The sequence below is a fragment of the Streptomyces sp. NPDC056527 genome (assembly GCF_042794475.1).
Taxonomy (GTDB): Bacteria; Actinomycetota; Actinomycetes; order Streptomycetales; family Streptomycetaceae; genus Streptomyces.
Genome location: NZ_JBHTTQ010000015.1, coordinates 52,253 through 75,055, shown reverse-complemented (window position 1 = coordinate 75,055; position 22,803 = coordinate 52,253). Strand labels below are relative to the sequence as shown.

The following is a 22,803-nucleotide window of genomic DNA, read 5'->3' as shown; positions in this document are numbered from 1 at the left end:
CGCCCGCCCGTCCGACGAACCGACGCCGAGAGCTGCGCCCGCCCGGTCCGTCGTACCGACGCCTGCGCCTAGGGCTGCGCCCGCCGGTCCGGGACTCCCGCTGCCTCGCGCAACCGGCCGTACTCCTCCGCCATCGACGACAGCGTCCAGCGCGCGTTCAGCCCGCTCGGGTTGGGCAGTGCCCAGATCCGTGTCTCCCCGATCGTCCGCTCCTGCGGACCGACGGCGGCGCCGCGCTCCCCGAACGCCGTTCGGTACGCCGTGATGCCGACCACGGCCAGCCATCGCGGACGCAGCCGCTCGACCCGCTCGGTCAGCAGCCGGCCGCCTTCCCGGAACTCCTCGCCGCTCAGCTCGTCGGCCCGCGCGGTCGCCCGCGCCACCACGTTCGTGATGCCGAGTCCGTACGAGAGCAACTCGTCCTGCTCCGCCGGTTTCAGCAGCCGCGGAGTGAAGCCGGACAGTTCGAGCACCGGCCAGAAGCGGTTGCCGGGACGCGCGAAGTGGTGGCCCGTCGCCGCCGACATCAGCCCCGGATTGATCCCGCAGAAGAGAACGGAAAGGCCGCCCGCGGCCACGTCGGGGATGACGCGGTCGCGGGCGGCCTCGAGCTCCTGCGGGGTGAACCGGGTCAGAGGATCGACCCGGGGGTGTACGCGGCGGCCTCCGGGTGCTGCTTGACGATCTCCTCGATACGGGAGACCACGACGGCGACCTGGTCGGCGGCGGCACCGGTGAACGACAGCTTGTCCGCCATCAGCGCGTCGAGCTGCGCGCGGTCCAGCGGGATCCGCTCGTCGGCGGCCAGCTTGTCGAGCAGCTCGTTGCGCTCGGCGCCCTGCTCGCGCATGGCGAGGGCCGAGGCGACCGCGTTCTCCTTGATGGCCTCGTGGGCGAGCTCGCGGCCCACCCCGGCGCGGACGGCGCCCATGAGGACCTTGGTCGTGGCGAGGAAGGGGAGGTAGCGGTCCAGCTCGCGGGCGACGACGGCCGGGAACGCGCCGAACTCGTCGAGCACGGTCAGGAAGGTCTCCAGGAGACCGTCGAGCGCGAAGAACGCGTCGGGCAGCGCGACCCGGCGGACCACCGAGCAGGAGACGTCGCCCTCGTTCCACTGGTCGCCCGCCAGCTCGCCCGTCATCGACGCGTAGCCGCGCAGGATGACCATGAGGCCGTTGACGCGCTCGCAGGAGCGGGTGTTCATCTTGTGCGGCATCGCGGACGAGCCGACCTGGCCGGGCTTGAAGCCCTCGGTGACCAGCTCGTGGCCGGCCATCAGGCGGATCGTCTTGGCGACCGACGACGGCGCGGCGGCCAGCTGCACGAGACCGGTGACCACGTCGTAGTCGAGCGAGCGCGGGTAGACCTGGCCGACCGAGGTGAAGGCGTGCGCGAAGCCGAGGTGCCCGGCGATGCGCTGCTCCAGGTCCGCCAGCTTGGCCGCGTCGCCGCCGAGCAGGTCCAGCATGTCCTGGGCGGTGCCGACCGGGCCCTTGATGCCCCGCAGCGGGTAGCGGGCGATCAGCTCCTCCAGGCGGCCGTAGGCGACGAGCAGCTCGTCGGCGGCCGTGGCGAAACGCTTGCCGAGGGTGGTGGCCTGGGCGGCGACGTTGTGGGAGCGGCCGGCCATGACGAGCTCGGCGTACTCGCCGGAGAGCTTGCCGAGGCGGGCCAGGACGGCGACCGTGCGGTCCCGCATCAGTTCCAGCGAGAGCCGGATCTGCAGCTGCTCGACGTTCTCGGTGAGGTCGCGGGAGGTCATGCCCTTGTGGACGTGCTCGTGACCGGCGAGGGCGTTGAACTCCTCGATCCGGGCCTTCACGTCGTGCCGGGTGACCTTCTCGCGCTCGGCGATGGAGCCGAGGTCGACTTGGTCGAGCACACGCTCGTAGTCGGCGAGGGCCGCGTCCGGGACCTCGATCCCGAGGTCCTTCTGGGCACGCAGCACGGCGAGCCACAGCTGACGCTCCAGCTTCACCTTCTGCTCGGGGGACCAGAGGACGGCGAGCTCCGCGGAGGCGTAGCGGCCGGCCAGGACATTGGGGATACGGGGCTTCGCAGTCACAGCAGTCACGTGGACAGATTCTACTGGCGGTTTCTGCAGGCCAGCGCCACCGTCGGGTTTGTCTCTTGCTACGAGACGCCCGTCACGCGCGCGTGAGTCCGGGGGTGTCCGGTGCGATCCCCCCGGACGCCCCTACGCCGTCGGCGGCTCGGTGTCCCGTGTGATCCCCCGGACACCGCTACGCCGTCGGCGGCTCGTACGGAAGCAGCTCCGGGCGCTTGGCCGGGCGGCCGTCCCCGGAGGAGCGGCCGGTCAGGCGGCGGCCGATCCACGGGCCCAGGTGCTCCCTGGCGAACCGCGCGTCGCCGATCCGGCGGGTCACCCAGCCCGGGGGCATCGTCGGAGGCATCGGCGTCCGCCAGTCGGCCTCGGGGGCCAGGCCCAGCGTCTGCCACACGGCCTCGGCCACCCGTCGGTGGCCCTCGTCGGTCAGGTGGAGCCGGTCGACGTCCCACAGGCGCGGGTCGCCGAGTGCGGGCGCTCCGTACAGGTCGACCACCAGGGCGCCGTGCCGGGCGGCGAGCTCGTCGATGTAGTCGAAGAGCTCCTCCATGCGCGGACGGAAGCGCTGCATGACGGGACCGTTGCGGCCCGGGCTGCGCATCAGGACGAGCTGCCCGCAGGACGGCGCGAGCTTCTCTACCGCCTCGGTGAGCAGCCCCCGGACCCGGCCCATGTCGCACTTCGGCCGCAGCGTGTCGTTCAGACCGCCGACCAGGGTCACCACGTCCGCCTTCATCGCGGCGGCCAGGTCGACCTGCTCCTCCACGATCTGGCCGATGAGCTTCCCCCGTACCGCGAGGTTCGCGTACCGGAAGTCGGTGGTGCGGGCGGCCAGCCGGGCCGCGAGGAGGTCCGCCCACCCCCGATAGGTCCCGTCGGGCAGCCGGTCCGACATGCCTTCGGTGAAACTGTCGCCGACGGCGACCAGACTTGTGTAGGTGGCATTCATCTCCATGACGGAGCGATCATACCGGTTGGTATGCGGATGCCGATCCGCCGGAGCCCCGGGACGCGCAAGCGCCCCGGGGCCCCGGACCCTCACCGTTACGGCGCCGCAGGGCGTCCGACCAGCTCCCGCAGGACGTCCTCCATCGTGACCAGACCGGCCAGCTTGCCGTCCTCGTCCAGGACCGCCGCCAGGTGCGTACGGCTGCGGCGCATCGCCGACAGCACGTCGTCCATCGGCGTGGCCGCCCGGACCCGGGCGATCGGCCGCATGGCCGAGACCGGGAAGGGCAGGTCGCGCGGGGTCGCGTCCAGGGCGTCCTTCACATGCAGGTAGCCCAGGATCCGGCGGCCCGTGTCGACCACCGGGAAGCGGGAGAAGCCCGACTCGGCGGACAGCGCCTCCAGCTCCTCCGGCGTCGTGCCGATCGCCGCGTACACGACCTTCTCCACCGGCATGACCACGTCCCGCACCGGGCGGCGGCCCAGTTCCAGGGCGTCGTGCAGGCGCTCCGCCGTACGGTCGTCGAGCAGCCCGGTGACGCCCGCGTCGGTGACCATCCTGGCCAGCTCGTCGTCCGAGAAGGTCGCCGAGACCTCGTCCTTGACCTCCACCCGCAGCAGCTTCAGGATCGCGTTGGCGAAGGCGTTGATCGTGAAGATCACCGGACGCAGCGCCCGGGCGATCGCCACCAGCGGCGGGCCGAGGACCAGCGCCGAGCGGGTCGGCTCGGCCAGCGCGATGTTCTTCGGGACCATCTCGCCGAGCAGCATGTGCAGATAGGTCGCCACGGACAGCGCGATCACGAACGAGATCGGGTGCACCAGGCCGTGCGGCACGCCGACCGCGTCGAAGACGGGTTCGAGCAGATGCGCGATGGCGGGCTCGGCGACGATGCCGAGCACCAGGGTGCACAGCGTGATGCCGAGCTGTGCCGCGGCGAGCAGCGCCGAGACGTGCTCCAGACCCCAGATGACGCTGCGCGCCCTCCGGTCCCCGGCCTCGGCCGCGGGCTCGATCTGACTGCGGCGTACGGAGATCAGAGCGAACTCCGCGCCGACGAAGAAGGCGTTCACGACCAGGGTCAGAAAGCCGATCAACAGCTGGATCGCGATCATCGGCCCGTCTCCCCGGTCTCCTGGGTCTCCTCGGCGGACGGCGCGTGCATCAGCACCCGCGCGGCCCGGCGCCCGGAGGCGTCCACCACGTCGAGCTCCCAGCCGGCCAGCTCCACGCTGTCGCCGACGGCGGGGATCCGCCCCAGGGAGGTGGCGAGGACGCCCGCCAGGGTCTCGTACGGTCCGTCCGGCACCCGCAGGCCGATGGCCTCCAGCTGGTCGGTGCGCGCGGCGCCGTCGGCGGACCAGAGCTCACGTCCGTCCGCGTCCACGCCCGCCGGTGCGAGGTCGGGCGTCTCGTGCGGATCGTGCTCGTCGCGCACCTCGCCGACGACCTCCTCGACGATGTCCTCCAGCGTCGCGACGCCGGCCGTGCCGCCGTACTCGTCGATGACGACAGCCATCGTCTGCTTGCCGGACAGCCGGTCGAGCAGCCGGTCGACGGTCAGGGTCTCGGGCACGAGCAGCGGCTCGCGCAGCATGTCCCCGATGCGGCGGCGGGGCCGCTCGTCGGCCGGTATCGCCAGGACGTCCTTGATGTGGGCGATCCCGACCACCGCGTCGAGGCTGCCCCGGTAGACGGGGAAGCGGGACAGGCCGGTGGCGCGGGTCGCGTTGGCGACGTCCTCCGCGGTGGCCTGCACCTCCAGGGCGGTGACCTGGACGCGCGGGGTCATCACGTTCTCCGCGGTCAGCTCGGCCAGGTTCAGCGTCCGCACGAACAGTTCGGCGGTGTCCGCCTCCAGGGCGCCCTCCTTGGCGGAGTGGCGGGCCAGCGCGACGAGCTCCTTCGGGGAGCGCGCCGAGGCCAGCTCCTCGGTCGGCTCCATGCCGAGCCGTCGCAGGATCCGGTTCGCGGTGTTGTTGAGGTGGCTGATCAGCGGCTTGAAGGCCGCGGTGAACACCCGCTGCGGCGTGGCGACCCGCTTGGCGATCGCCAGCGGCGAGGAGATCGCCCAGTTCTTCGGGACCAGCTCGCCGACGACCATCAGGACGACGGTCGACAGGGCGGTGCCGATGACCAGGGCGACCGAGGAGGCGACGGAGGAGGAGATGCCGAGGTCCTCGAGCGGACCGCGGATCAGCGCGGCGATCGAGGGCTCGGAGAGCATGCCGACGATCAGGTTGGTGACGGTGATGCCGAGCTGGGCGCCGGAGAGCTGGAAGGTGAGCGACTTGACGGCCTTGAGGGCGCTCGCCGCGCCCCTCTCACCCCGCTCCACGGCCCGTTCGAGCTCGGACCGCTCGACGGTGGTGAGCGAGAACTCGGCCGCGACGAAGGCACCGCACGCGAGCGAGAGCAGCAGCGCCACCACGAGCAGAAGCACTTCGATCATCGGTTCACCTCCGTCCCATGATCAGTCACGGGCAGAGGGATCGCGCGCTTGGTACTGGGAGGCTCGCCCATGGGCGGACGCTCACACCTTTCGATCGTGCGGGAGGGAAGAAGTACCCATGGTAAAGGACGGGCAAAGCGGCTCACCCGTGCGGGGCGGCCGGCAGCGGCTTGACCCAGCGGGTCCACTGCTGCTGGGGGTCGTACTCCGCCGCACGCCAGGCGTGCTGCCCGAGTTCGTTGTGGTCGAGGACCATGGCGTCGGCCCGGCGCCCGCCGAGCCGCACGAAGCGCTCCTCGGCCGCGGCGAGCAGAGCCCCGCCCACGCCCCGGCGGCGATGGTCCGGGTGGACGGCGAGCCGGTAGAGGTGGCAGCGCCAGCCGTCGAAGCCGGCGATCACCGTGCCGGCGAGCTCGTCGCCGCGCTCGGCGAGGATCAGGGCCTCGGGGTCGCGGGCCACGAGCCGCTCGATCCCGTCCCGGTCGTCGCTGATGCTGGTGCCCTCGGCGGCCACCTTCCAGAAGGCGAGGACGGCGTCGAGGTCGGTCGGGGCGGCGGTCCGGATGCGCAGTTCGGTCATGATCCGCATCCCACCACCGCCTCCGGCCGCCGTCGACCGTGTTTCGCCATACGGGCGGACAGCAGTCCAGGCCCGCCCGAAAGGGCGGGCCTGGACATCACGGCCGGGGCCTCAGGGCCCGGGCTTCACGGTCAGACGAGGTCGAACCGGTCCAGCTCCATGACCTTCGTCCACGCGGCGACGAAGTCGTTCACGAACTTCCCCTTCGCGTCGTTGCTCGCGTAGACCTCGGCGAGCGCGCGCAGCTCGGAGTTCGAGCCGAAGACCAGGTCGGCGCGGGTGCCGGTCCACTTGACCTCGCCCGCCGCGTCGCGGCCCTCGAACTCGTCCTGCGCCGAGGACGTCGACTTCCACGTCGTGCCCAGGTCGAGCAGGTTGACGAAGAAGTCGTTGGACAGCGTGCCAGGCTTGTTCGTCAGGACGCCGTGCTTGGACTGGGCGTGGTTGGCGCCCAGGACACGGAGGCCGCCGACGAGGACCGTCAGCTCGGGGGCGCTGAGGGTCAGCAGGTTCGCCTTGTCGAGCAGGAGGTACTCGGCCGGCAGACGGTTGCCCTTGCCGACGTAGTTGCGGAAGCCGTCGGCGGCCGGCTCGAGCGCGGCGAACGACTCGACGTCCGTCTGCTCCTGCGCGGCGTCGACACGGCCCGGCGTAAACGGCACCTCGACGTCGTGGCCGCCGTCCTTGGCCGCCTTCTCGACGGCCGCGGAGCCCGCGAGCACGATCAGGTCGGCCAGCGAGACCCGCTTGCCGCCCGCGGAGTTGAAGGACTCCTGGACGCCTTCGAGCGTACGCAGGACCTGCGCGAGCTCGTCCGGGTTGTTGACCTCCCAGTTGCGCTGCGGCTCCAGGCGGATGCGGCCGCCGTTGGCGCCGCCGCGCTTGTCGCTGCCACGGAAGGAGGAGGCCGCGGCCCAGGCCGCGGAGACCAGCTGGGCGACCGTGAGGTCCGAGCCGAGGATCTGCTCCTTGAGGGAGGCGATGTCCGCGGCGTCGATCAGCTCGCCCTCGCGCGCCGGCAGCGGGTCCTGCCACAGCAGCACCTCGGAGGGGACCTCCGCGCCGAGGTAGCGCACGACCGGGCCCATGTCGCGGTGCGTCAGCTTGTACCAGGCGCGGGCGAAGGCGTCCGCGAACTGCTCCGGGTTCTCGTAGAAGCGGCGCGAGACCTGCTCGTAGGCCGGGTCGAAGCGCAGCGACAGGTCGGTGGTGAGCATGGTCGGGCGGTGCTTCTTCGACGCGTCGTGGGCGTCGGGGATGATCTCCTCGGAGTTCTTCGCCACCCACTGGTGAGCACCGGCCGGGCTCTTGGTGAGCTCGTACTCGTACTCGAAGAGGTGCTTGAAGAAGTCGTGGCCCCACTGCGCGGGCGTGGTGGTCCAGGTGACCTCGAGGCCACTGGTGATCGCGTCGCCGCCCTTGCCGGTGCCGTACGAGTTCGCCCAGCCGAGGCCCTGGGCCTCGAGCGGCGCGGCCTCGGGGTCGGCGCCGACGTTCTCCGCCGGGCCGGCGCCGTGCGCCTTGCCGAAGGTGTGGCCACCGGCGATGAGGGCGACGGTCTCCTCGTCGTTCATCGCCATGCGGCGGAAGGTCTCGCGGATGTCGCGGGCCGCGGCGATCGGGTCCGGGTTGCCGTTGGGGCCCTCGGGGTTGACGTAGATGAGGCCCATCTGGACCGCGCCGAGCGTGCTCTCCAGCTCGCGGTCACCGGTGTAGCGCTCGTCGCCGAGCCAGGTGGTCTCGGGGCCCCAGTAGACGTCCTCGTCGGGCTCCCACACGTCGGCGCGGCCGCCGGCGAAGCCGAAGGTCGTGAAGCCCATCGACTCCAGGGCGACATTGCCGGTGAGGATCATGAGGTCGGCCCAGGAGATGGACTGGCCGTACTTCTGCTTGACCGGCCACAGCAGGCGGCGGGCCTTGTCGAGGTTGCCGTTGTCCGGCCAGCTGTTCAGCGGGGCGAAGCGCTGCTGGCCGGCGCCGGCGCCGCCGCGGCCGTCGCTGATGCGGTACGTACCGGCGCTGTGCCAGGCCATACGGATCATGAGCGGGCCGTAGTTGCCGAAGTCCGCGGGCCACCAGTCCTGCGAGGTGGTGAGCACCTCCGCGATGTCGCGCTTGACGGCCGCCAGGTCGAGGGCCTTGAACGCCTCGGCGTAGTCGAACTCCTCGCCGAGCGGGTTCGCCACCGCGGGGTTCTTGGCAAGGATCTTCAGATTGAGCCGCTCCGGCCACCACTGGCGGTTTCCGCCGCCCTGGGTCGGGTGCGCGGCACGCGCGGTGTGCGCGACCGGGCAGCCACCCGCTCCCTCGGCTTTCGCGTCGGTGACGACTGCATCGTGGTTCTCGGACATGGGAATCCTTCCGGACGGGGCGGATCGCGGTGCTCAGCCGGGGCGACTCCGGAGGCGGTCGTGCCGCCGACCGGAGCCATCTTGTCCCTTGGCTATTGCCGGAATAGATCCTACGATAGACAGAGTCCAAGTCAAGAAGCGCGCCAATCCTCTATCCCATCGGAAGCCTGACGTCCCTTGGTGAACGTCGCGTGTCCCTCCGAAGTCCGAGCTGAATGGGTGAACCGACATGAGCGACCTGCTGGAGCGACTGCGTGGGCGTGGCTGGCGGATGACCTCGCAGCGGCGTGTCGTCGCGGAGGTCCTCGACGGCGACCATGTGCACCTCACGGCCGACGAGGTCCACGTCCGCGCGGCCCGGCGGCTGCCCGAGATCTCCCGGGCGACGGTCTACAACACCCTGGGGGAGCTGGTCTCCCTCGGCGAGGTCATCGAGGTCTCCACCGAGGGCCGCGCGAAGCGCTACGACCCGAACGCGCACCAGCCGCACCAGCACCTGGTCTGCGCCGGCTGCGGCACCATCCGTGACGTCCACCCGACCGGCGACCTCCTGGCCGACCTCCCGGCGGAGGAGCGGTTCGGCTTCGCGGTGTCCGAGGTCGAGGTCACGTACCGAGGGCTGTGCCCCTCCTGCGCGTAGCGGGTCCGGGCCGCGTCAGCCCGTGCGCAGCTCCTCGATCACCGGTCCGAACGTCTCCATGGCGTCGTCCAGGACCGTGAGATACGAGAACCCGTACCGCTCGCGCTGCTCGCGCAAGCGGTCGGCGATCTCCCGCACGCTGCCGACGGCGAGCAGTGGGAGTTCCAGGACCTGGTTCTCGCTCAGATGCGACACGTACGGCAGGAAGTCCGCCAGCGCCGTGGCCCGGTCCTCGGTCACCACGACCCGCTGGAGCAGCAGGTTCAGCTCGGCCGGGGCGAGGCGGTCGGCCTCCTTCTCGAAGCGGCGGTACGTGGCCACCCGCTCGTCCATCTCCTCGGCGGACAGGACCTCGACCCGGCCCCCCTCGGTGCGTCCGCCGGTGAAGGCCATGACATCGGCGTGGCGGGCGGCGAGACGCAGCACGCGGTCGCCGTTGCCGCCGATCAGCAGCGGAGGGCGGGACGCCCCCTCCGTGTCGAGGATCCGCTCCAACTCCTCGACGGTGCGGGTGAGATGGTCGACCCGCGGGCCCGGCGGGAGGAAGTCGATCCCCGCCCGCTCGTGTTCCTCGCGCACATAGCCCGCGCCCAGTCCCAGCTCCAGCCGGCCGGCGGTCAGGGCGTCCGTCGTGGTGACCTCGCGAGCCAGCAGCGCCGGATTCCAGAAGCCCGCGTTGAGTACGAAGGTCCCCACGCGCGGCCGGGTCGTGGCCTCGGCCGCGGCCACCAGGGCGGGGAAGGGGGCGGGCATCCCCAGATGGTCGGGGACGAGGATCAGGTCGTAGCCGAGTTCCTCGGCGCGGCGGCAGCGTGCGCGCCACTCCTCGCCGGTGCCGGGCTTCAGCATGTTGACCGCGAAGCGGAACGGTAATGCCATGGCGGCTCCCCTTGTCGGTGCTAGCGCGCCGGCGCTAGCGTGGTCGTGTGGCCAAGACTCAGCTGAACGTACGTGTGGACGAAACTACCGCCGACACGGCCCGCCGAAGGGCACAACAGCGCGGAGTGAGCGTCAACCGCTATATCGAGGAGCTCGTCCAGCAGGACGCGGGCGAGTCGGGGCGGGCCTTCGTCGAGGCGGCCGCCGACTTCATGAGGCAGTACGAGGGCGTGTTCGCCGAGGAGTTCGCCTCGGAGCGTGGCCGCACCGCATGAGCCTCACGGTCGACATCTCCTGGCTGCTCATGGTCGCCGAACACCAGACGCCCGGCGACCCCCAGGTCACCGACTGGGGCGCGCTCGTCGCCGCGGTCGGCCGGCACGACGCCGAGATCTTCGGCGTGCCCGTCTACAGCGACCCGCACGCCCGCGCCGCCGCCCTGCTCCAACTCCTGCTGCACATCCCGGCCCTGGAACACTCCAACGCGATGTTCGCCTCGGCCGTGGCCTACGGCTATCTCGTCGCCAGCGGTCTGAAGGTCGTCACCTCGCCCGAACAGGTCCGCGATCTGGCCCGCCTGGTCAAGAAGGGCGAGGCCGACGTCCGCGTCATCGCCGCCGAGCTGCGTCAGTGGAGCCGTTGATCCTTCGGCTTCTCAGACCCGTCGAGCCGAGCCCAACACGCAGTAGGAGGAGGGGAGTCGAGTCCCCTTCTCCGGCACGGTGAACTCGCGGTACGTGATCGGTTCGAACCCCGCCGCCTCGATCGCCGCCAGTGGATCGCGCGCCGTGTGACAGCCGCCGAACAGCAGCGGCCACACCGTGCGGTCCAGGGCGCGCTGGGTCCGGGCCATCCCGGGCGAGGGCGCCAACCCGTGCTCGAGGAAGCGCAGTTCACCACCCGGGCGCAGCACACGGCGCAGCTCGGCGAGCGCCCTCGGCACATCCCGTACCGTGCACAGAACCAGCGAGGCCACCGCCGCGTCGAACGCCTCGCTCTCCACCGGGAGCGCCTCCGCCGCACCGGGCACCACATCCACCGGCACCTCGGCGCGCAGGGCGGCATCGGCCGCCAACGACCGCAGGTGGCGCTCGGGTTCGATGGCCACGACCTCGGACACCGTGCCGGGATAGTGCGCGAAGTTCAGCCCGTTCCCGGCGCCGATCTCGATGGCGCGGCCGGACAGACCGGTCAGCAGCTCCGTACGAAGGGCGCCGATGCCGCCCTTCGTATCCGCGGAGACGCTGAACCGCGCGTAGAAGCGCGCGAAGAGGGGATGGTGGACGGCGTCCCGGGGGACCCGGGTGGAACGCGTGGACATACGCGGACCTCCTCCTCCGACGCTCGAGGGCGCAGACGCGGACGGACGGGAGGATTCTGCCCGCGTACCGCCCTTCTCAGCCCGACACGAAGCAGAACTCGTTGCCCTCGGGGTCACGCATCACCTGAAAGGCCCCTTGAGGGTCGGTGACGATGCCACCGACGCGGCTCGCGCCGAGGGCGGTCGCCTCGTCGGCCGCCGCGTCCAGCTCGGGTGCCTCCAGATCCAGATGGAGCCGGTTCTTGACGGCCTTGCCCTCGGGCACCTGCTGGAAGGCGATCCGTACGAAACCGGGCGGCTCGACGTAGGACCTGTCGGGGCTCGGGTCGACCGGAGCCCCGCCGAGGAGGCCGGCCCAGAACCGCACCAGAGCCGCCGGATCGGCGCAGTCGAAAACGAGCTCCGAAACGTGTGCGCGCATGGCTCCAGCTTACGGAGGTCAGGGCCGGGCGCTCGCGGTGAACCCTTCGGCGTCCCAGGCCCCGCCGAGCGCCGGGGCCAGCCACTCGCCCGCGCGCGCCCGGAACGCGGCCGGATCGAGACCGCCCGCGCCCTCCGGCACGGCTCCGAGCAGCGGCGCCCCGGCCATCTCCGGCAGTTCGGCCAGATTGCAGCGCGAGGCCAGGTCCGGGGCGGCCGGCCAGCTGCCGACGACGACGCCGAGCTGCTCGATGCCGCGTGCCGCGAGCGCCTCGGCGGTGAGCTGGGTGGTGTTGAGCGTGCCGAGCCCGGCGGGCACCACGACGAGCACCGGGGCGCCGAGCAGACGGGCCACGTCGGCGAGGGTGCCGCCCTCCTCGTCGAACCGGACCAGGAGCCCGCCCGCACCCTCAACCAGGACCAGATCGTGCTCGGTGGCCAGCTTCGCGGCCGCCTCGGCGACCTCCTGGGGCCCGACCGGCGCCATGCCCGCCCGCCGGGCGGCCGTGGCGGGCGCCAACGGCTCGGGGAACCGCGCCAGTTCGGCCGAGGTCCCCGCCCCGGAGAGCCGTACGACCTCGTCCGCGTCCCCGCGCTCGCCCGGTTCGAGCCCGGTCTGGGCGGGCTTGAGCACGGCCACCGAACGGCCCTGGGCCGTGGCGACGGCGGCCACGGCCGCCGTCACGATCGTCTTGCCGATCTCCGTGCCCGAACCGCTGACGACGATGACGGTCATGGTGTGTCGCATCCTCTCTGAGCCCCCGCGGCCGCACGGTCGTGGGGTCGTCTGGCGCGCCGGCCCGCACCGGGCCCCGCAGGGCATCGGCACGGACCGGCTTCCGTTGCTCCGGGCGGCGCGGCCCGGTCGGTCAGCCCGCCACCGCGGCCGCGCGCACCGCGGCGCAGATACGCGCCAGGTCCGCGTCGCCGGTCACGAACGGCGGCATCGTGTAGATCAGGTCGCGGAACGGCCGCAGCCACACGCCCGCCCGGACCGCCGCCTCCGTGGCCGCGGCCATGTCGACGTCGTGGTCCAGCTGGACGACGCCGATGGCGCCGAGCACCCGCACGTCCCGGACGCCGGGCAGCGAGGCGGCCTCGGCGAGACCCTCGCGGAGCCCCGTCTCGATCCGCTTGACCTCCAGCGCCCAGTCCTGCGACATCAGCAGGTCGAGCGAGGCGAGGGCCACGGCCGAGGCCAGCGGGTTGCCCATGAACGTCGGCCCGTGGGCGAGCACCGGGACCTCGCCGAGCGAGATCCCCTCGGCGATCCGCGTCGTGCAGAGCGTCGCCGCCATCGACAGATAGCCGCCGGTCAGCGCCTTGCCCACACACATCACATCGGGCGAGATGCCGGCGTGGTCGGCGCCGAACAACGTGCCGGTGCGCCCGAACCCGGTCGCGATCTCGTCGAAGATCAGGAGCACGCCGTGTTCGTCGCACGCCTCACGCAGGACCCGCAGGTACTCGGGCGGGTGGAACCGCATCCCGCCCGCGTTCTGCACCACCGGCTCCACGATCACCGCGGCGATCTCGTCCGCGTGGAGCGCGATCTGCTCCCGAAGCATCTCGGCGTACGACTCCTCGTACGCGGTGGGCGGCGCGTCCACGAAGACCTGCTGCTGGAGCACGCCCGACCACAGCTGGTGCATCCCGCCCTCCGGGTCGCACAGCGACATCGGCTGCCACGTGTCGCCGTGGTAGCCGCCACGCCAGGTCAGCAGCCGCTGCTTGCGGGGTTTGCCGACCGAGCGCCAGTACTGCAGACACATCTTGGCCGCGACCTCGACGGAGACCGAGCCCGAGTCGCTGAGGAAGACATGCCGGAGCGGCTCGGGGGTGATCTCCACCAGGCGGGCGGCGAGCCGGACGGCCGGCTCGTGGGTCAGCCCGCCGAACATGACATGACTCATCCGGTCCAGCTGGCCGCGCGCCGCCTCGTTGAGCACGGGGTGGTTGTAGCCGTGGATCGCGGACCACCACGAGGACATGCCGTCGATCAACTCGTCCTGACCGTGAACGGGTTCGGCGAGCTTGAGCCGTACCCCGGACGCGGACGCGACGACCAGCGGGTCCGTACGGCCCGGCATGGGCGCGTAGGGATGCCAGACGTGCGCCCGGTCCAGGGCGAGCAGTTCCTCGTTACGCATTCGGCGCGAGCTCCGTCCCGGCGCCCCGGCGGCGCACCGCGACCAGGTCCGTACGGGCTCCCGGCACCTCGGCCGGCTCGGTCTCCGGGGCCTCCGCCTGCGTCGCGTGGCCACCGCACGGCCCACAGCCGCCGCCCGCCTCGGCGTGCGAGCCGCAGCCCGCACCCGTCTCGGCCTGGGAGCCGCAGCCGGCCGAGGCCGAGGAGCCGCACCCACCGGCGGCACCCGCCGCCGCGAGCGCGTCCGCGCGGTGCTTCGGCAGCGTCGTCGTGCCCGCGCCCTCGATCTCGAAGCCCGCGTCCGCGATCATGTCGAGGTCCGCCTGACCGGCCTGGCCCTCGCTCGTCAGGTAGTCGCCGAGGAAGATCGAGTTGGCGATGTTCAGCGCGAGAGGCTGCATCGAGCGCAGGTGCACCTCGCGCCCGCCCGCGATCCGGACCTCCACGTCCGGGCAGACGAAGCGGACCATCGCCAGGATCCGCAGGCAGCGCTGCGGGGTGAGGTTCCACTCCTTCGCGAGCGGAGTGCCCTCGAACGGGATCAGGAAGTTCACCGGCACCGAGTCCGAGTCGAGGTCGCGCAGCGCGTAGACGACGTCGACCAGGTCCTCGTCGCTCTCGCCCATGCCCGCGATCAGACCGGAGCAGGCGGACAGACCGGCGGCATGCGCCTTCTGCACGGTGTCCACCCGGTCCTGGTAGGTGTGGGTGGTCGTGATCTCCCCGTACGTCCCCTCGGACGTGTTCAGGTTGTGGTTGTAGGCGTCGGCGCCCGCCTCACGCAGCCGCTCCGCCTGGCCGTCCGAGAGCAGACCGAGGCACGCGCAGACCTCGACGCCCTCGTTCTGCTCCTTGATCGCCTCGATGGTCTTGCCGACCCGATCCACGTCCCGGTCCGTCGGCCCACGACCGCTCGCCACCAGGCAGACCCGCTTCGCACCGCCCGCGACACCGGCGGCGGCGGCCTGGGACGCCTCGTCCGGCTTCAGCCAGGTGTACTTCAGGATCCCGGCCGTCGAGCCGAGCCGCTGGGAACAGTACGAGCAGTCCTCGGGACACAGCCCGGACTTCAGATTGACCAAGTAGTTCAGCTTCACCCGACGCCCGAACCACTGGCGGCGTACCTTGCCGGCCGCGGCCACCACATCGAGCAGTTCGTCGTCGGAGGTCGCCAGCACGGCGAGCGCTTCTTCACGGCTCGGCAGCTCGCGCCGCAGCCCCTTCTCCACCAGCGTGTTCAGCAGGTCCATAAAGGGTGATCCTCGCCTACCGCACACCTCGCGGCCAAGGAGGATCCGAACAAACGAGGCCGTTTGAGGTGTGTGCATGGCCACACCCTGACCTCGGCCCCGGGCGGTTAGGGTCTGTGCGCTGCCTACAAAAGGATCTGCCCCATGCACCGGGACGAGGACACGCGCGGGACCGCGTTCGACTGGACCGACGCCGAGGCACGCCGCCGCGAGCGGGCCGGGCTCGTCCGCACGCTCAGGCCCCGCGCCGCCGAATCGGACCTGCTCGACCTGGCGAGCAACGACTACCTCGGGCTGACCCGTCGACCCGAGATCACGGAGGCGGCGGCCGAGGCGGCACGGCGCTGGGGCGCGGGCGCCACCGGCTCCCGCCTTGTCACCGGCACCACCCGGCTGCACACCCGCCTGGAGCGCGAACTCGCCGAGTTCTGCGGCTTCGAGGCCGCCCTCGTCTTCTCCTCCGGCTACACCGCCAACCTCGCCGCGCTCACCGCGCTGAGCAGCCGCGACTCGCTGATCGTCTCGGACGCAGGCAACCACGCCTCGATCGTCGACGGCTGCCGGCTCTCGCGCGCCGAGACGGCCGTGGTCCCGCATGCGGACCCCGAAGCGGTACGCAAGACCCTCCGGGCCCATGAGGGCCGCCGGGCCCTCGCCGTCACCGACTCGGTCTTCTCCGTGGACGGCGACAAGGCCCCACTGACCGAGATCGCCGACGCCTGCCGCGCCCACGGCGCCGCACTCGTCGTGGACGACGCCCACGGCCTGGGCGTGCTCGGTGACGGCGGCCGGGGCGCCCTGGCCGCCGCGGGGCTCGCCGGTGACGAGGACGTGGTCGCCACCCTCACCCTCTCCAAGTCGCTCGGCAGCCAGGGCGGTGCCGTCCTCGGCCCCGCACGGGTCGTCGAGCACCTGGTCAACGCTGCGCGGACGTTCATCTTCGACACCGGTCTGGCCCCGGCCGCCGCGGGCGCCGCCCTCGCGAGCCTGCGGCTCGTCCACGGCGAGCCCGGCCTCGCCGAGCGCGCGCGTACCGTCGCCACCACGTTGCACCGGATGCTCACCGAGGCCGGTCTGACCGCCGTACGCCCGGACGCGGCCGTCGTATCGGTGCGCGCCCCCTCGCCCGAGGACGCGCTGCGGTGGGCGGCCGACTGCCGCGAACTGGGCCTCGCCGTGGGCTGCTTCCGGCCTCCGTCGGTCCCGGACGGCATCTCGCGGCTGCGCCTGACGGCCCGCGCGGATCTGACGGACGCGCAGATCGACCGGGCGGTGGAGACGATCGTGCGCACCGCACCGCCGGCTCGCTGAGCGGACCAGCCCGGCCGCCCAAATACGGTCTCCCGTAGCAGAGTTCACCGCTTCGAGCGACAAATATGCACATATCTTGGTGGATCGCCATACGGGGCGGCACGATCGGTGGCACTCTGACGCGTAGCGCAATCCGGGCCGGGCCCGGTGGGAAAGGGACAGCGTCGCCATGGCAGACCACCAGGAAGCAACCGTCACTCTGCCGAGCGATCCCGCCTCGGTGTCCGCCGCCCGCAGATATGTCGCCGACATCCTGACCGGCTGGGGACTCGCCGAGGCGGGCGACACCGCCGACACGGTCCGGCTGATCGTCTCGGAACTGGCGACCAACGCCGTCCAGCACACCTTCGGGCAGTCGCCCACCTTCACCGTCGACGTCCGGCTGGAGCGTGAGGAACAGCTCCACATCGGCGTCACCGACAGTCACCCCCGCTGGCCCAAGCGGCTCCCGGCCGCGGTGCAGCAGGACAACGGCCGGGGGATGGTGATCATCCGTTTCCTGACGGCGGAGGCGGGCGGCCGGCTCTCGGTCACCCCGACCAGCGAGGGCGGCAAGACGGTCTGGATCAACCTCCCCTGGACGGCCTCGCCGGACAGGCTCCCCGCCCCCCTGGGTTAGGCCGACCGGGCGAACCCGCCCCGCAGCAGCGCCCGCAGCGACCGCGCCGCCGGCCCCGACTCCTCGCCCCGGTGCGCCACCGAGATCGTCCGGCGGAACGACGTCGGCTCCAATGCCCGTACGCCCAGCGGCGTCGCCGCCATCGAGGCGACCAGCTCCGGCACCACCGCCACCCCGAGCCCCGCGCTGACCAGCGCGCACACCAGGGCGTATCCCGGCGTCCGGCACACGACCGACGGGGTCGCACCGGCCCGGGCCAGCGCACCCTCCACACCCTGCCTCGGCGGGTGGTCCGGCGCGCTGCTGATCAGCGGCTGTCCGGCCAGCTCCGCGATCGGCAGCCGCCCCGAACCCTCCGCCAGTGCATGGCCCGGAGCCGTGACCAGGACCAACTCCTCCACCAGCAGGGGCTCCAGCACGACCCCCGGAGGCAGCGGCGCGGACTCGGCGGGCTCGTAGGTGTGGGTCAACGCCAGATCGACCTCACCCGCCGCCACCGCCGCAACCCCGCCCGGCGGCTCGTACTCGGCCACCGTCAACTCCACGTCCGGATGGGCCCGGCGGAACGCGCTCAGGACCGGTGGCAACAGATGGATCCCGACGGTGGTGAAGGTACCGACCCGCAGCCGGCCGCCGGAGAGGCCGCTGAGCTGCGCCAGCTCGTGGCGCGCCTGCTCCATCTCGTCCAGGACGCGGCGCGCGCGGGTGACGAGCAGCTCGCCCGCGGGTGTGAGCCGCGCGCCCCTGTGGTGCCGGACGAGCAGTGCGGCGCCCGCCTCGCGCTCCAGTTTGGCGAGCTGCTGAGAGAGCGCGGGCGGGGTGTAGCCGAGCCGGGTGGCGGCCCGGGTGATCGAGCCGTCCTCGGCGACCGCCACCAGCGCCGCGAGCCGCACCAGATCCTGCATAAAGGATTCCTTTGGCCAGACCCAGAAGATCGTGTCTACACACTAAAGGCTCGTGGGCGGCAGGCTGGGGTCATGGACGGACAGCTGATCGCCTTCATCGGGCTCGCGGCGGGCATGGTGGCCATGCCGGGCGCCGACTTCACCGTCGTCGTACGCAGCGCCCTCGCCTCCCGGCGCGCCGGGGTGGCCAGTGCCGTCGGCGTGGCGGGCGGGCTCCTGGTGCACACCGCTCTCGCGGTGGCGGGCCTCGCGGCCGTACTGATCGCGGTACCGGTGCTCTACCGCGTCCTGCAGATCGCCGGCGGCGCGTACGTCCTCTACCTCGGCGCGCAGGCGTTGCGCGGCGCGCTGCGGGCGACGGGGGAGCCGTCGGCCGACACCGCGGGGGAGGCGAACGTCGCCCGCGCCCTGCGCCAGGGGTTCCTTGCCAATGTGCTGAACCCGAAGGCACCCGTGCTGTTTCTGAGCCTGCTGCCGCAGTTCGTGCCGGACGGCGTCGCGGTGCTGCCGCGCACGCTGCTGCTCGCCTCGATCGTGGTGCTGCTCGCGCTGCTGTGGTTCCCCCTGGTGGCCGTCCTGGTGGACCGCCTCGGTCACTGGCTGCGCCGTCCGTGGACGGCCAGGACCGTGCAGGGGGTGACGGGCGGCGCGCTCGCCGCCCTCGGGCTGACCCTGCTGTCGGCTCCCCTCGCGGGGAACTGAGGCCGCTGCGTGAGGGTGCGGCGGCGCCACCGCACCCCCGTGACGGCCTCGTTCAGCCGCTCATGAGGTCACCCGGTCACCGGACCCGGCCGTAATAGACCCTGGACGACCAGATCCTGTCGAGCTTCACCCAGGAGCCCGTCTTGGGCGAGTGCCAGATCTTGTTGTTCCCTGCGTAGATTCCCACGTGGTAGACCCGTCCACCCGAGTGGAAGAAGACCAGGTCACCCTTCTGCCGGCTGGAGGCGGAGATGTGCCGGGTCTTGTTGTACTGCTGCTGAGCGGTACGGGGCAGCGACTTGCCCGCCTTCTTGTACGAGTAGAGCGTGAGCCCCGAGCAGTCGAACCGGGTCGGTCCGGACGCTCCGTACCTGTAGGGCGATCCCTTCTTGGCCGCCGCGACGCTCAGCGCCTTGCCGGCGTGCGCGGTCGCGGCCTGGGCCTCCGAGGTGGCGCCCGGCGCCAGCATCGTGCCGCCGACGGCGGCGAGGGTGAGAGCCGAGACGGCTCCGGCCCGGGACAGCAGGGACGGGACATGAATCTGCGCAGTCATGCGCAACCCTTCGTCAGCCGCCTGTGAAGGATGACCTGTCGGGTTCGGACTGGCGAAGTTGCCCGGCCGCGGCTGCGGCTTCACCCCGAGGAACGGCCCCACGGCTCGGTCGTCCCGTACTGCTCGGGTCCTCCACTCCTGCCGATCCACTCCTGTCGACCAGACATCCGGGACAGCGGCAGGACTCGGCGTCCGCCCGGACCGCCCCGCCGCGGTGGCGGGGGCTTGTCGTCGTGAGGGATCTTGACCCACATCCGGGGCGAAATCCGAGTTGAAACGACGCTATGTGAGGCTCCTCACGACTGATCCATTCGGGTGGACAGACATGTTTCGTGATCTTCTGAGGTTTGGCCGACGAGCCCCGTACCAGGGGAGAAACGCCCGATTCCACCAGATGCGTACACCTGTTGCGCAACTCACCCCGCACATATGTCGATTCGTCGACTACGCCGAACGAGCGAGGATTTCCGTGGTCGTGATGGGCCGAGTGGACCTCGACACGACACGCGGATATGTCAACTCGCTCGTGTCCCCGGCACGGTGACGCGCTCCGCGCGGCGCTCACCGTCCAGCACCCGCAGTGCTCGGGCCAATGTCTCCGCGTGCACTTCGGCCTCACCGCGTATATGCATCACCGTCAGGGCGTCGCGCAGGGCGGTCGCCCGTCCCACCAGGGCCTGGGCCGCCCGTAGCGCCCCATAAGTATGTAAAGTTCTGGATGGATTGATTCGACCCAGGAGATCGACGACTTCGAGATAGGCGTCGACGAACTCGCCCTCGGCGCGGGTCAGCGCTGGCAGTGGCGGCAGCTCGGGAACCATCCCCGGCTCACCTCGCCCCGGCGCCGCCGGACGCCCCGCGGTTCTGGATCACGTGATCCACCAGGCCGTACGCGGTGGCGGCCGGTGCGTCGAGGATCGTGGTGCGGTCGATGTCGGCGTCGATCCGCTCGCGGCTCCGTCCGGTGTGGGTGGCCAGCATCCCGGCGACCATGGCGCGCAGCCGGAGCAATTCCCGCGCCTGGATGTCGAGATCGCTGGGCTGCCCCTGCAACGGCTCGTCCATCGTGGGCTGCTGGAGCACGACCCGGGCGCCGGGCAGCGCCAGCCGCTTGCCGGGGGCGCCGGCCGCGAGCAGCACGGCGGCGGTGGAGGCGGCCTGGCCGAGGCAGGTGGTCTCCACGTCGCAGGTGACGACCTGCATCGTGTCGTAGATCGCGGACATCGCGCTGAGCGAACCGCCGGGGGAGTTGATGTAGAGCGAGATGTCCCGGTCGGGGTCGGCGTACTCCAGGTGCAGCAGCTGGGCGATGACGTCGTTGGCCGAGATCTCGTCGATCGGTGTCCCGAGGAAGACGATCCGCTCTTCCAGCAGCTTGGAGTACGGGTCGAGGGTCCGACTGCCGAAGCTGGTGCGCTCGGTGAACTCGGGAAGGACGTAGCGGGCATCCATGGCGGCCTCCTTGCTCCAAAATGTACAGGACGTACATTCCGTAAGATGTGGAGCATGGCCTATGAGATTCCGGTGACGCAAGCACGCGCAGAGCTCGCCGACCTGATCAACCGCGTGGTGTACGGCGACGAGCGGGTCGTCGTGACCCGGCACGGCAAGCCGCTCGTGGCGTTGGTCTCCGCCGCTGACCTGGAGAAACTCGAAGCGGCGCAGGACGCGGCCGAGGAGCGGGTGGTCAGTTCGGTCTCCACCGTCCGCACGCTCACGTCCGCTCCGGGTGAACAGGGCCGCTTCGGCATCGCGGCCCGTCACCGCGACCCGGGCACCCCCGAGGCATGAGAAAGCCGCGTGCCCCCGTCCGCTACAGCGGGGGCACGCGGCCGTAAGGGGAGGCCGCCCGGAAGCGGTCAGCCCACCGGCGCCGGCTCCGGGACCGGGGCGGGCGTCGGCGCGTCCGTCGCCCGCTCGCGCCGGCCGCCGAGCAGCAGCGCGGTCAGTCCGGCCGCCGCCCACACGCCGAGGACCAGCAGCGGCCCGCCCGCCCCGCCGCCGTCGAAGAAGGCGACGGAACGCAGCGCCGACCCGCCCGCGCCCGGCGGCAGCCACTGGCCGAGGGTGCCCGCGGGCGCCGGCAGCAACTCGGGTGCGCTCGCCACACCCGAGAACGGGTTGCCGACCAGGATCATCAGCAGCGCCCCGAGGCCGAGGCCGGGCTTGCCGAGCAGTGAGGCGAACCCCGCGAGCGTCGCGCCGATGGCGAGGACGGTCAGCGCGAGGACGCCGGCCTCCGCCCACCAGTCACCGGTGAGCGCCCCGAGCCAGCTGTGGCCGAGTGCGGTGCCGACGATTCCGGCGAGCGCGGCCGCGCCCGCCAGGGCGAGCGCCGCCCGGGCGCGGCGCAGGCCGAGCATCGTGACCAGGACCCCGGAGGCCACGCCGGCCAGGATCAGGGGGAACAGGCTCGACCCGAAGGCGCTGCCGCGCGGATCGCCCGCCGGCGCCGGGACGACGTCGGTCACCTTCATCGGGGTGCCGGCCGGCACCTGGGCGGCGACGGCCTCGCGCAGCAGTCCTGCGACGACCGGGCTCGCGGCGGAGGCGGTCAGCAGTTCGGGGCCCTGCGGTGTGACGACCACCGCGCCGTATACGACGCGGTCCTCGATCGCCGCGCGGGCGGCGGCCGCGGAGTCGTAGTGATGGACCTCGAAGGCGCCGTCGTGCCCGGTGAGGCGTTGCTCCACGGCGGCGGTGGCGGTGGCCTGCCCCGCGACACCGATCGGCAGGTCGCGCGGGGCGATCCGGGCGGCGGGCCAGGCGAAGGCCGACAGGGCCAGGGCCACGACCACGGGGATCAGCACCATCACCGCGAAGGTCTTGCGGGTGGCGGTGGCAGACATGACGTACTCGATTCAAAGAGAAGGATCGTTCGTTTTACGTGACGGGCTCACTGTCCCTCCGGAGTGGTCGCTTGTCAAGAATGAATGTTCGTTTTAGATTTCGGTCATGGCTCGTGTCTCCCAGGAACACCTCGACGCCCGTCGCCGTCAGATCCTCGACGGCGCCGCGCGCTGCTTCGCCCGCAACGGCTTCCACGCCACGTCGATGGCGGACGTGCTGACCGAGGTCGGCCTGTCGGCCGGCGCCGTCTACCGGTACTTCCGCGGCAAGGACGAGCTGATCGCGGCCATCGCGGCGGAGGCGTTCGCCGGTATCCGCGGTGCCTTCGAGGAGGCGTCCCTGGCCACCCCGCCGCCCACCCCCGACGTCCTGCTCGGCGCCGTCATGCGGATCTTCCTGGAGGAGCGCATCCCGGGCGGGGACCGTCAGGCCTTCGCGCGGCTCATCATCCAGGTCTGGTCCGAGACGCTGCGCGACGAGCATCTGTTCCAGACCCTCACCGCCGGGTACGACGGGATGCGCGAGGCGTGGACGAAGCTCGTCGAGGCCTACCGGGCCAACGGCCTGATGCGCGCCGACGTCCCCGCCGACCATGTGGCCCGGACCATGATCGCCACCGCGCAGGGCTTCATCGCCCAGCAGGCGCTCTTCGGGAACGTCGAGGTCCGTGTCCTCGAGGACGGGCTGCGGGCACTGATGTCCATGGAGACGCAAAGCCGGAGTTAACGCGCCGGAAAAACTTCCGCCCTAACGTGCAATGTCTGGCCCAGTAGCCCGTCACCGCAGTTCAACAGCATGTTGAAG

Annotated in this window: 26 protein-coding genes and 1 riboswitch; of the genes, 8 read left to right on the top strand and 18 right to left on the bottom strand. The window is 71.7% G+C overall.

Translation table 11 applies throughout. The features are described from left to right. Positions 1–68 precede the first annotated feature (68 nt). From mug to katG, 7 genes are all read right to left on the bottom strand, one after another. Complete coding sequence (gene mug / locus ACFQ7Q_RS11425) at positions 69–635, bottom strand: G/U mismatch-specific DNA glycosylase (RefSeq protein ID WP_383552651.1); 567 nt, start codon at positions 633–635, stop codon at positions 69–71. Beyond that, positions 632–2,074: an adenylosuccinate lyase gene (gene purB, locus ACFQ7Q_RS11420; RefSeq protein ID WP_383552547.1), complete on the bottom strand. Its 1,443-nt coding sequence runs from the start codon at positions 2,072–2,074 to the stop codon at positions 632–634. The genes mug and purB overlap by 4 nt, the downstream gene beginning before the upstream one ends. A gap of 169 nt (positions 2,075–2,243) precedes the next feature. Then, positions 2,244–3,023: an SGNH/GDSL hydrolase family protein gene (locus ACFQ7Q_RS11415; RefSeq protein WP_383552544.1), complete on the bottom strand. Its 780-nt coding sequence runs from the start codon at positions 3,021–3,023 to the stop codon at positions 2,244–2,246. An 89-nt stretch (positions 3,024–3,112) separates the two neighbouring features. Next, positions 3,113–4,132 carry a hemolysin family protein gene (locus ACFQ7Q_RS11410; protein ID WP_383552541.1) on the bottom strand — a complete coding sequence of 340 codons (1,020 nt, stop codon included), beginning with the start codon at positions 4,130–4,132 and terminating at the stop codon, positions 3,113–3,115. After that, entirely contained in the window at positions 4,129–5,469 is a 1,341-nt protein-coding gene (locus ACFQ7Q_RS11405; protein WP_383552538.1) for a hemolysin family protein, read from the bottom strand. The genes ACFQ7Q_RS11410 and ACFQ7Q_RS11405 overlap by 4 nt, the downstream gene beginning before the upstream one ends. A 142-nt stretch (positions 5,470–5,611) precedes the next feature. After that, positions 5,612–6,049: a GNAT family N-acetyltransferase gene (locus ACFQ7Q_RS11400; RefSeq protein WP_383552536.1), complete on the bottom strand. Its 438-nt coding sequence runs from the start codon at positions 6,047–6,049 to the stop codon at positions 5,612–5,614. A 131-nt stretch (positions 6,050–6,180) separates the two neighbouring features. After that, entirely contained in the window at positions 6,181–8,400 is a 2,220-nt protein-coding gene (gene katG / locus ACFQ7Q_RS11395) for a catalase/peroxidase HPI (RefSeq protein ID WP_383552534.1), read from the bottom strand. A gap of 229 nt (positions 8,401–8,629) precedes the next feature. On the opposite strand from katG, the gene ACFQ7Q_RS11390 reads away from it, so the two are divergent. Beyond that, positions 8,630–9,040, top strand: coding sequence for a Fur family transcriptional regulator (locus ACFQ7Q_RS11390; protein WP_383552532.1), 411 nt, complete (start codon positions 8,630–8,632; stop codon positions 9,038–9,040). A gap of 15 nt (positions 9,041–9,055) precedes the next feature. Here ACFQ7Q_RS11390 and ACFQ7Q_RS11385 read toward each other — a convergent pair whose 3' ends face one another. Beyond that, entirely contained in the window at positions 9,056–9,919 is an 864-nt protein-coding gene (locus ACFQ7Q_RS11385) for a TIGR03621 family F420-dependent LLM class oxidoreductase (RefSeq protein WP_383552530.1), read from the bottom strand. A 47-nt stretch (positions 9,920–9,966) separates the two neighbouring features. On the opposite strand from ACFQ7Q_RS11385, the gene ACFQ7Q_RS11380 reads away from it, so the two are divergent. Both ACFQ7Q_RS11380 and ACFQ7Q_RS11375 read left to right on the top strand, forming a co-directional pair. Further along, positions 9,967–10,194 (top strand): antitoxin, encoded by a 228-nt coding sequence (locus ACFQ7Q_RS11380; protein ID WP_383552527.1) that lies wholly within the window; start codon positions 9,967–9,969, stop codon positions 10,192–10,194. Beyond that, a complete protein-coding gene (locus ACFQ7Q_RS11375) occupies positions 10,191–10,562 on the top strand; it encodes a fic family toxin-antitoxin system, toxin component (protein ID WP_376441973.1) in 372 nt (123 codons plus the stop codon). Before ACFQ7Q_RS11380 ends, ACFQ7Q_RS11375 begins: the two co-directional genes overlap by 4 nt. Positions 10,563–10,574: 12 nt before the next feature. Here ACFQ7Q_RS11375 and ACFQ7Q_RS11370 read toward each other — a convergent pair whose 3' ends face one another. The 5 genes from ACFQ7Q_RS11370 to bioB all read right to left on the bottom strand — a co-directional run bounded on the left by ACFQ7Q_RS11370 (position 10,575) and on the right by bioB (position 15,059). Then, positions 10,575–11,240 carry a class I SAM-dependent methyltransferase gene (locus ACFQ7Q_RS11370; RefSeq protein ID WP_383552524.1) on the bottom strand — a complete coding sequence of 222 codons (666 nt, stop codon included), beginning with the start codon at positions 11,238–11,240 and terminating at the stop codon, positions 10,575–10,577. A gap of 76 nt (positions 11,241–11,316) precedes the next feature. Beyond that, positions 11,317–11,661 carry a VOC family protein gene (locus ACFQ7Q_RS11365; RefSeq protein ID WP_383552521.1) on the bottom strand — a complete coding sequence of 115 codons (345 nt, stop codon included), beginning with the start codon at positions 11,659–11,661 and terminating at the stop codon, positions 11,317–11,319. Between the two features lie 18 nt (positions 11,662–11,679). Continuing rightward, complete coding sequence (gene bioD, locus ACFQ7Q_RS11360; RefSeq protein ID WP_383552518.1) at positions 11,680–12,396, bottom strand: dethiobiotin synthase; 717 nt, start codon at positions 12,394–12,396, stop codon at positions 11,680–11,682. A gap of 133 nt (positions 12,397–12,529) precedes the next feature. Beyond that, on the bottom strand, positions 12,530–13,810 hold the full coding sequence (locus ACFQ7Q_RS11355) for an adenosylmethionine--8-amino-7-oxononanoate transaminase (protein ID WP_383552515.1): 1,281 nt from the start codon (positions 13,808–13,810) through the stop codon (positions 12,530–12,532). Next, positions 13,803–15,059: a biotin synthase BioB gene (gene bioB / locus ACFQ7Q_RS11350; protein WP_383552512.1), complete on the bottom strand. Its 1,257-nt coding sequence runs from the start codon at positions 15,057–15,059 to the stop codon at positions 13,803–13,805. The genes ACFQ7Q_RS11355 and bioB overlap by 8 nt, the downstream gene beginning before the upstream one ends. A 144-nt stretch (positions 15,060–15,203) precedes the next feature. Between bioB and ACFQ7Q_RS11345 the strand changes: the two genes are divergently transcribed. Next, on the top strand, positions 15,204–16,370 hold the full coding sequence (locus ACFQ7Q_RS11345; RefSeq protein ID WP_383552509.1) for an 8-amino-7-oxononanoate synthase: 1,167 nt from the start codon (positions 15,204–15,206) through the stop codon (positions 16,368–16,370). Between the two features lie 169 nt (positions 16,371–16,539). Then, a complete protein-coding gene (locus tag ACFQ7Q_RS11340; RefSeq protein WP_383552506.1) occupies positions 16,540–16,989 on the top strand; it encodes an ATP-binding protein in 450 nt (149 codons plus the stop codon). Here the strand turns inward: ACFQ7Q_RS11340 and ACFQ7Q_RS11335 are convergent. Then, positions 16,986–17,894 (bottom strand): LysR family transcriptional regulator, encoded by a 909-nt coding sequence (locus tag ACFQ7Q_RS11335; protein WP_383552503.1) that lies wholly within the window; start codon positions 17,892–17,894, stop codon positions 16,986–16,988. The genes ACFQ7Q_RS11340 and ACFQ7Q_RS11335 overlap by 4 nt on opposite strands. A gap of 72 nt (positions 17,895–17,966) precedes the next feature. Here ACFQ7Q_RS11335 and ACFQ7Q_RS11330 point away from each other — a divergent pair, with 72 nt between their 5' ends. Further along, entirely contained in the window at positions 17,967–18,596 is a 630-nt protein-coding gene (locus ACFQ7Q_RS11330; RefSeq protein ID WP_383552500.1) for a LysE family translocator, read from the top strand. Positions 18,597–18,672: 76 nt separating this feature from the next. On the opposite strand, the gene ACFQ7Q_RS11325 is transcribed toward ACFQ7Q_RS11330, so the two are convergent. The 3 genes from ACFQ7Q_RS11325 to ACFQ7Q_RS11315 all read right to left on the bottom strand — a co-directional run bounded on the left by ACFQ7Q_RS11325 (position 18,673) and on the right by ACFQ7Q_RS11315 (position 20,601). Further along, positions 18,673–19,149, bottom strand: a complete 477-nt coding sequence (locus tag ACFQ7Q_RS11325; RefSeq protein ID WP_383552497.1) for a C40 family peptidase — start codon at positions 19,147–19,149, stop codon at positions 18,673–18,675. 3 nt (positions 19,150–19,152) lie between these two features. Further along, positions 19,153–19,350: riboswitch (cyclic di-AMP (ydaO/yuaA leader) on the bottom strand. 314 nt (positions 19,351–19,664) lie between these two features. After that, on the bottom strand, positions 19,665–19,970 hold the full coding sequence (locus tag ACFQ7Q_RS11320; RefSeq protein WP_383552495.1) for a hypothetical protein: 306 nt from the start codon (positions 19,968–19,970) through the stop codon (positions 19,665–19,667). Positions 19,971–19,977: 7 nt separating this feature from the next. After that, complete coding sequence (locus ACFQ7Q_RS11315; protein ID WP_383552492.1) at positions 19,978–20,601, bottom strand: ATP-dependent Clp protease proteolytic subunit; 624 nt, start codon at positions 20,599–20,601, stop codon at positions 19,978–19,980. A 54-nt stretch (positions 20,602–20,655) separates the two neighbouring features. Between ACFQ7Q_RS11315 and ACFQ7Q_RS11310 the strand changes: the two genes are divergently transcribed. After that, positions 20,656–20,940, top strand: coding sequence for a type II toxin-antitoxin system Phd/YefM family antitoxin (locus ACFQ7Q_RS11310; RefSeq protein ID WP_383552489.1), 285 nt, complete (start codon positions 20,656–20,658; stop codon positions 20,938–20,940). Between the two features lie 68 nt (positions 20,941–21,008). Here ACFQ7Q_RS11310 and ACFQ7Q_RS11305 read toward each other — a convergent pair whose 3' ends face one another. Beyond that, positions 21,009–21,998: an ABC transporter permease gene (locus ACFQ7Q_RS11305; RefSeq protein ID WP_383552486.1), complete on the bottom strand. Its 990-nt coding sequence runs from the start codon at positions 21,996–21,998 to the stop codon at positions 21,009–21,011. A 106-nt stretch (positions 21,999–22,104) separates the two neighbouring features. Here ACFQ7Q_RS11305 and ACFQ7Q_RS11300 point away from each other — a divergent pair, with 106 nt between their 5' ends. Then, the gene (locus tag ACFQ7Q_RS11300; protein WP_383552483.1) at positions 22,105–22,725 is read left to right on the top strand and encodes a TetR/AcrR family transcriptional regulator; all 621 of its coding nucleotides are present in this window, start codon (positions 22,105–22,107) and stop codon (positions 22,723–22,725) included. Positions 22,726–22,803 lie beyond the last annotated feature (78 nt).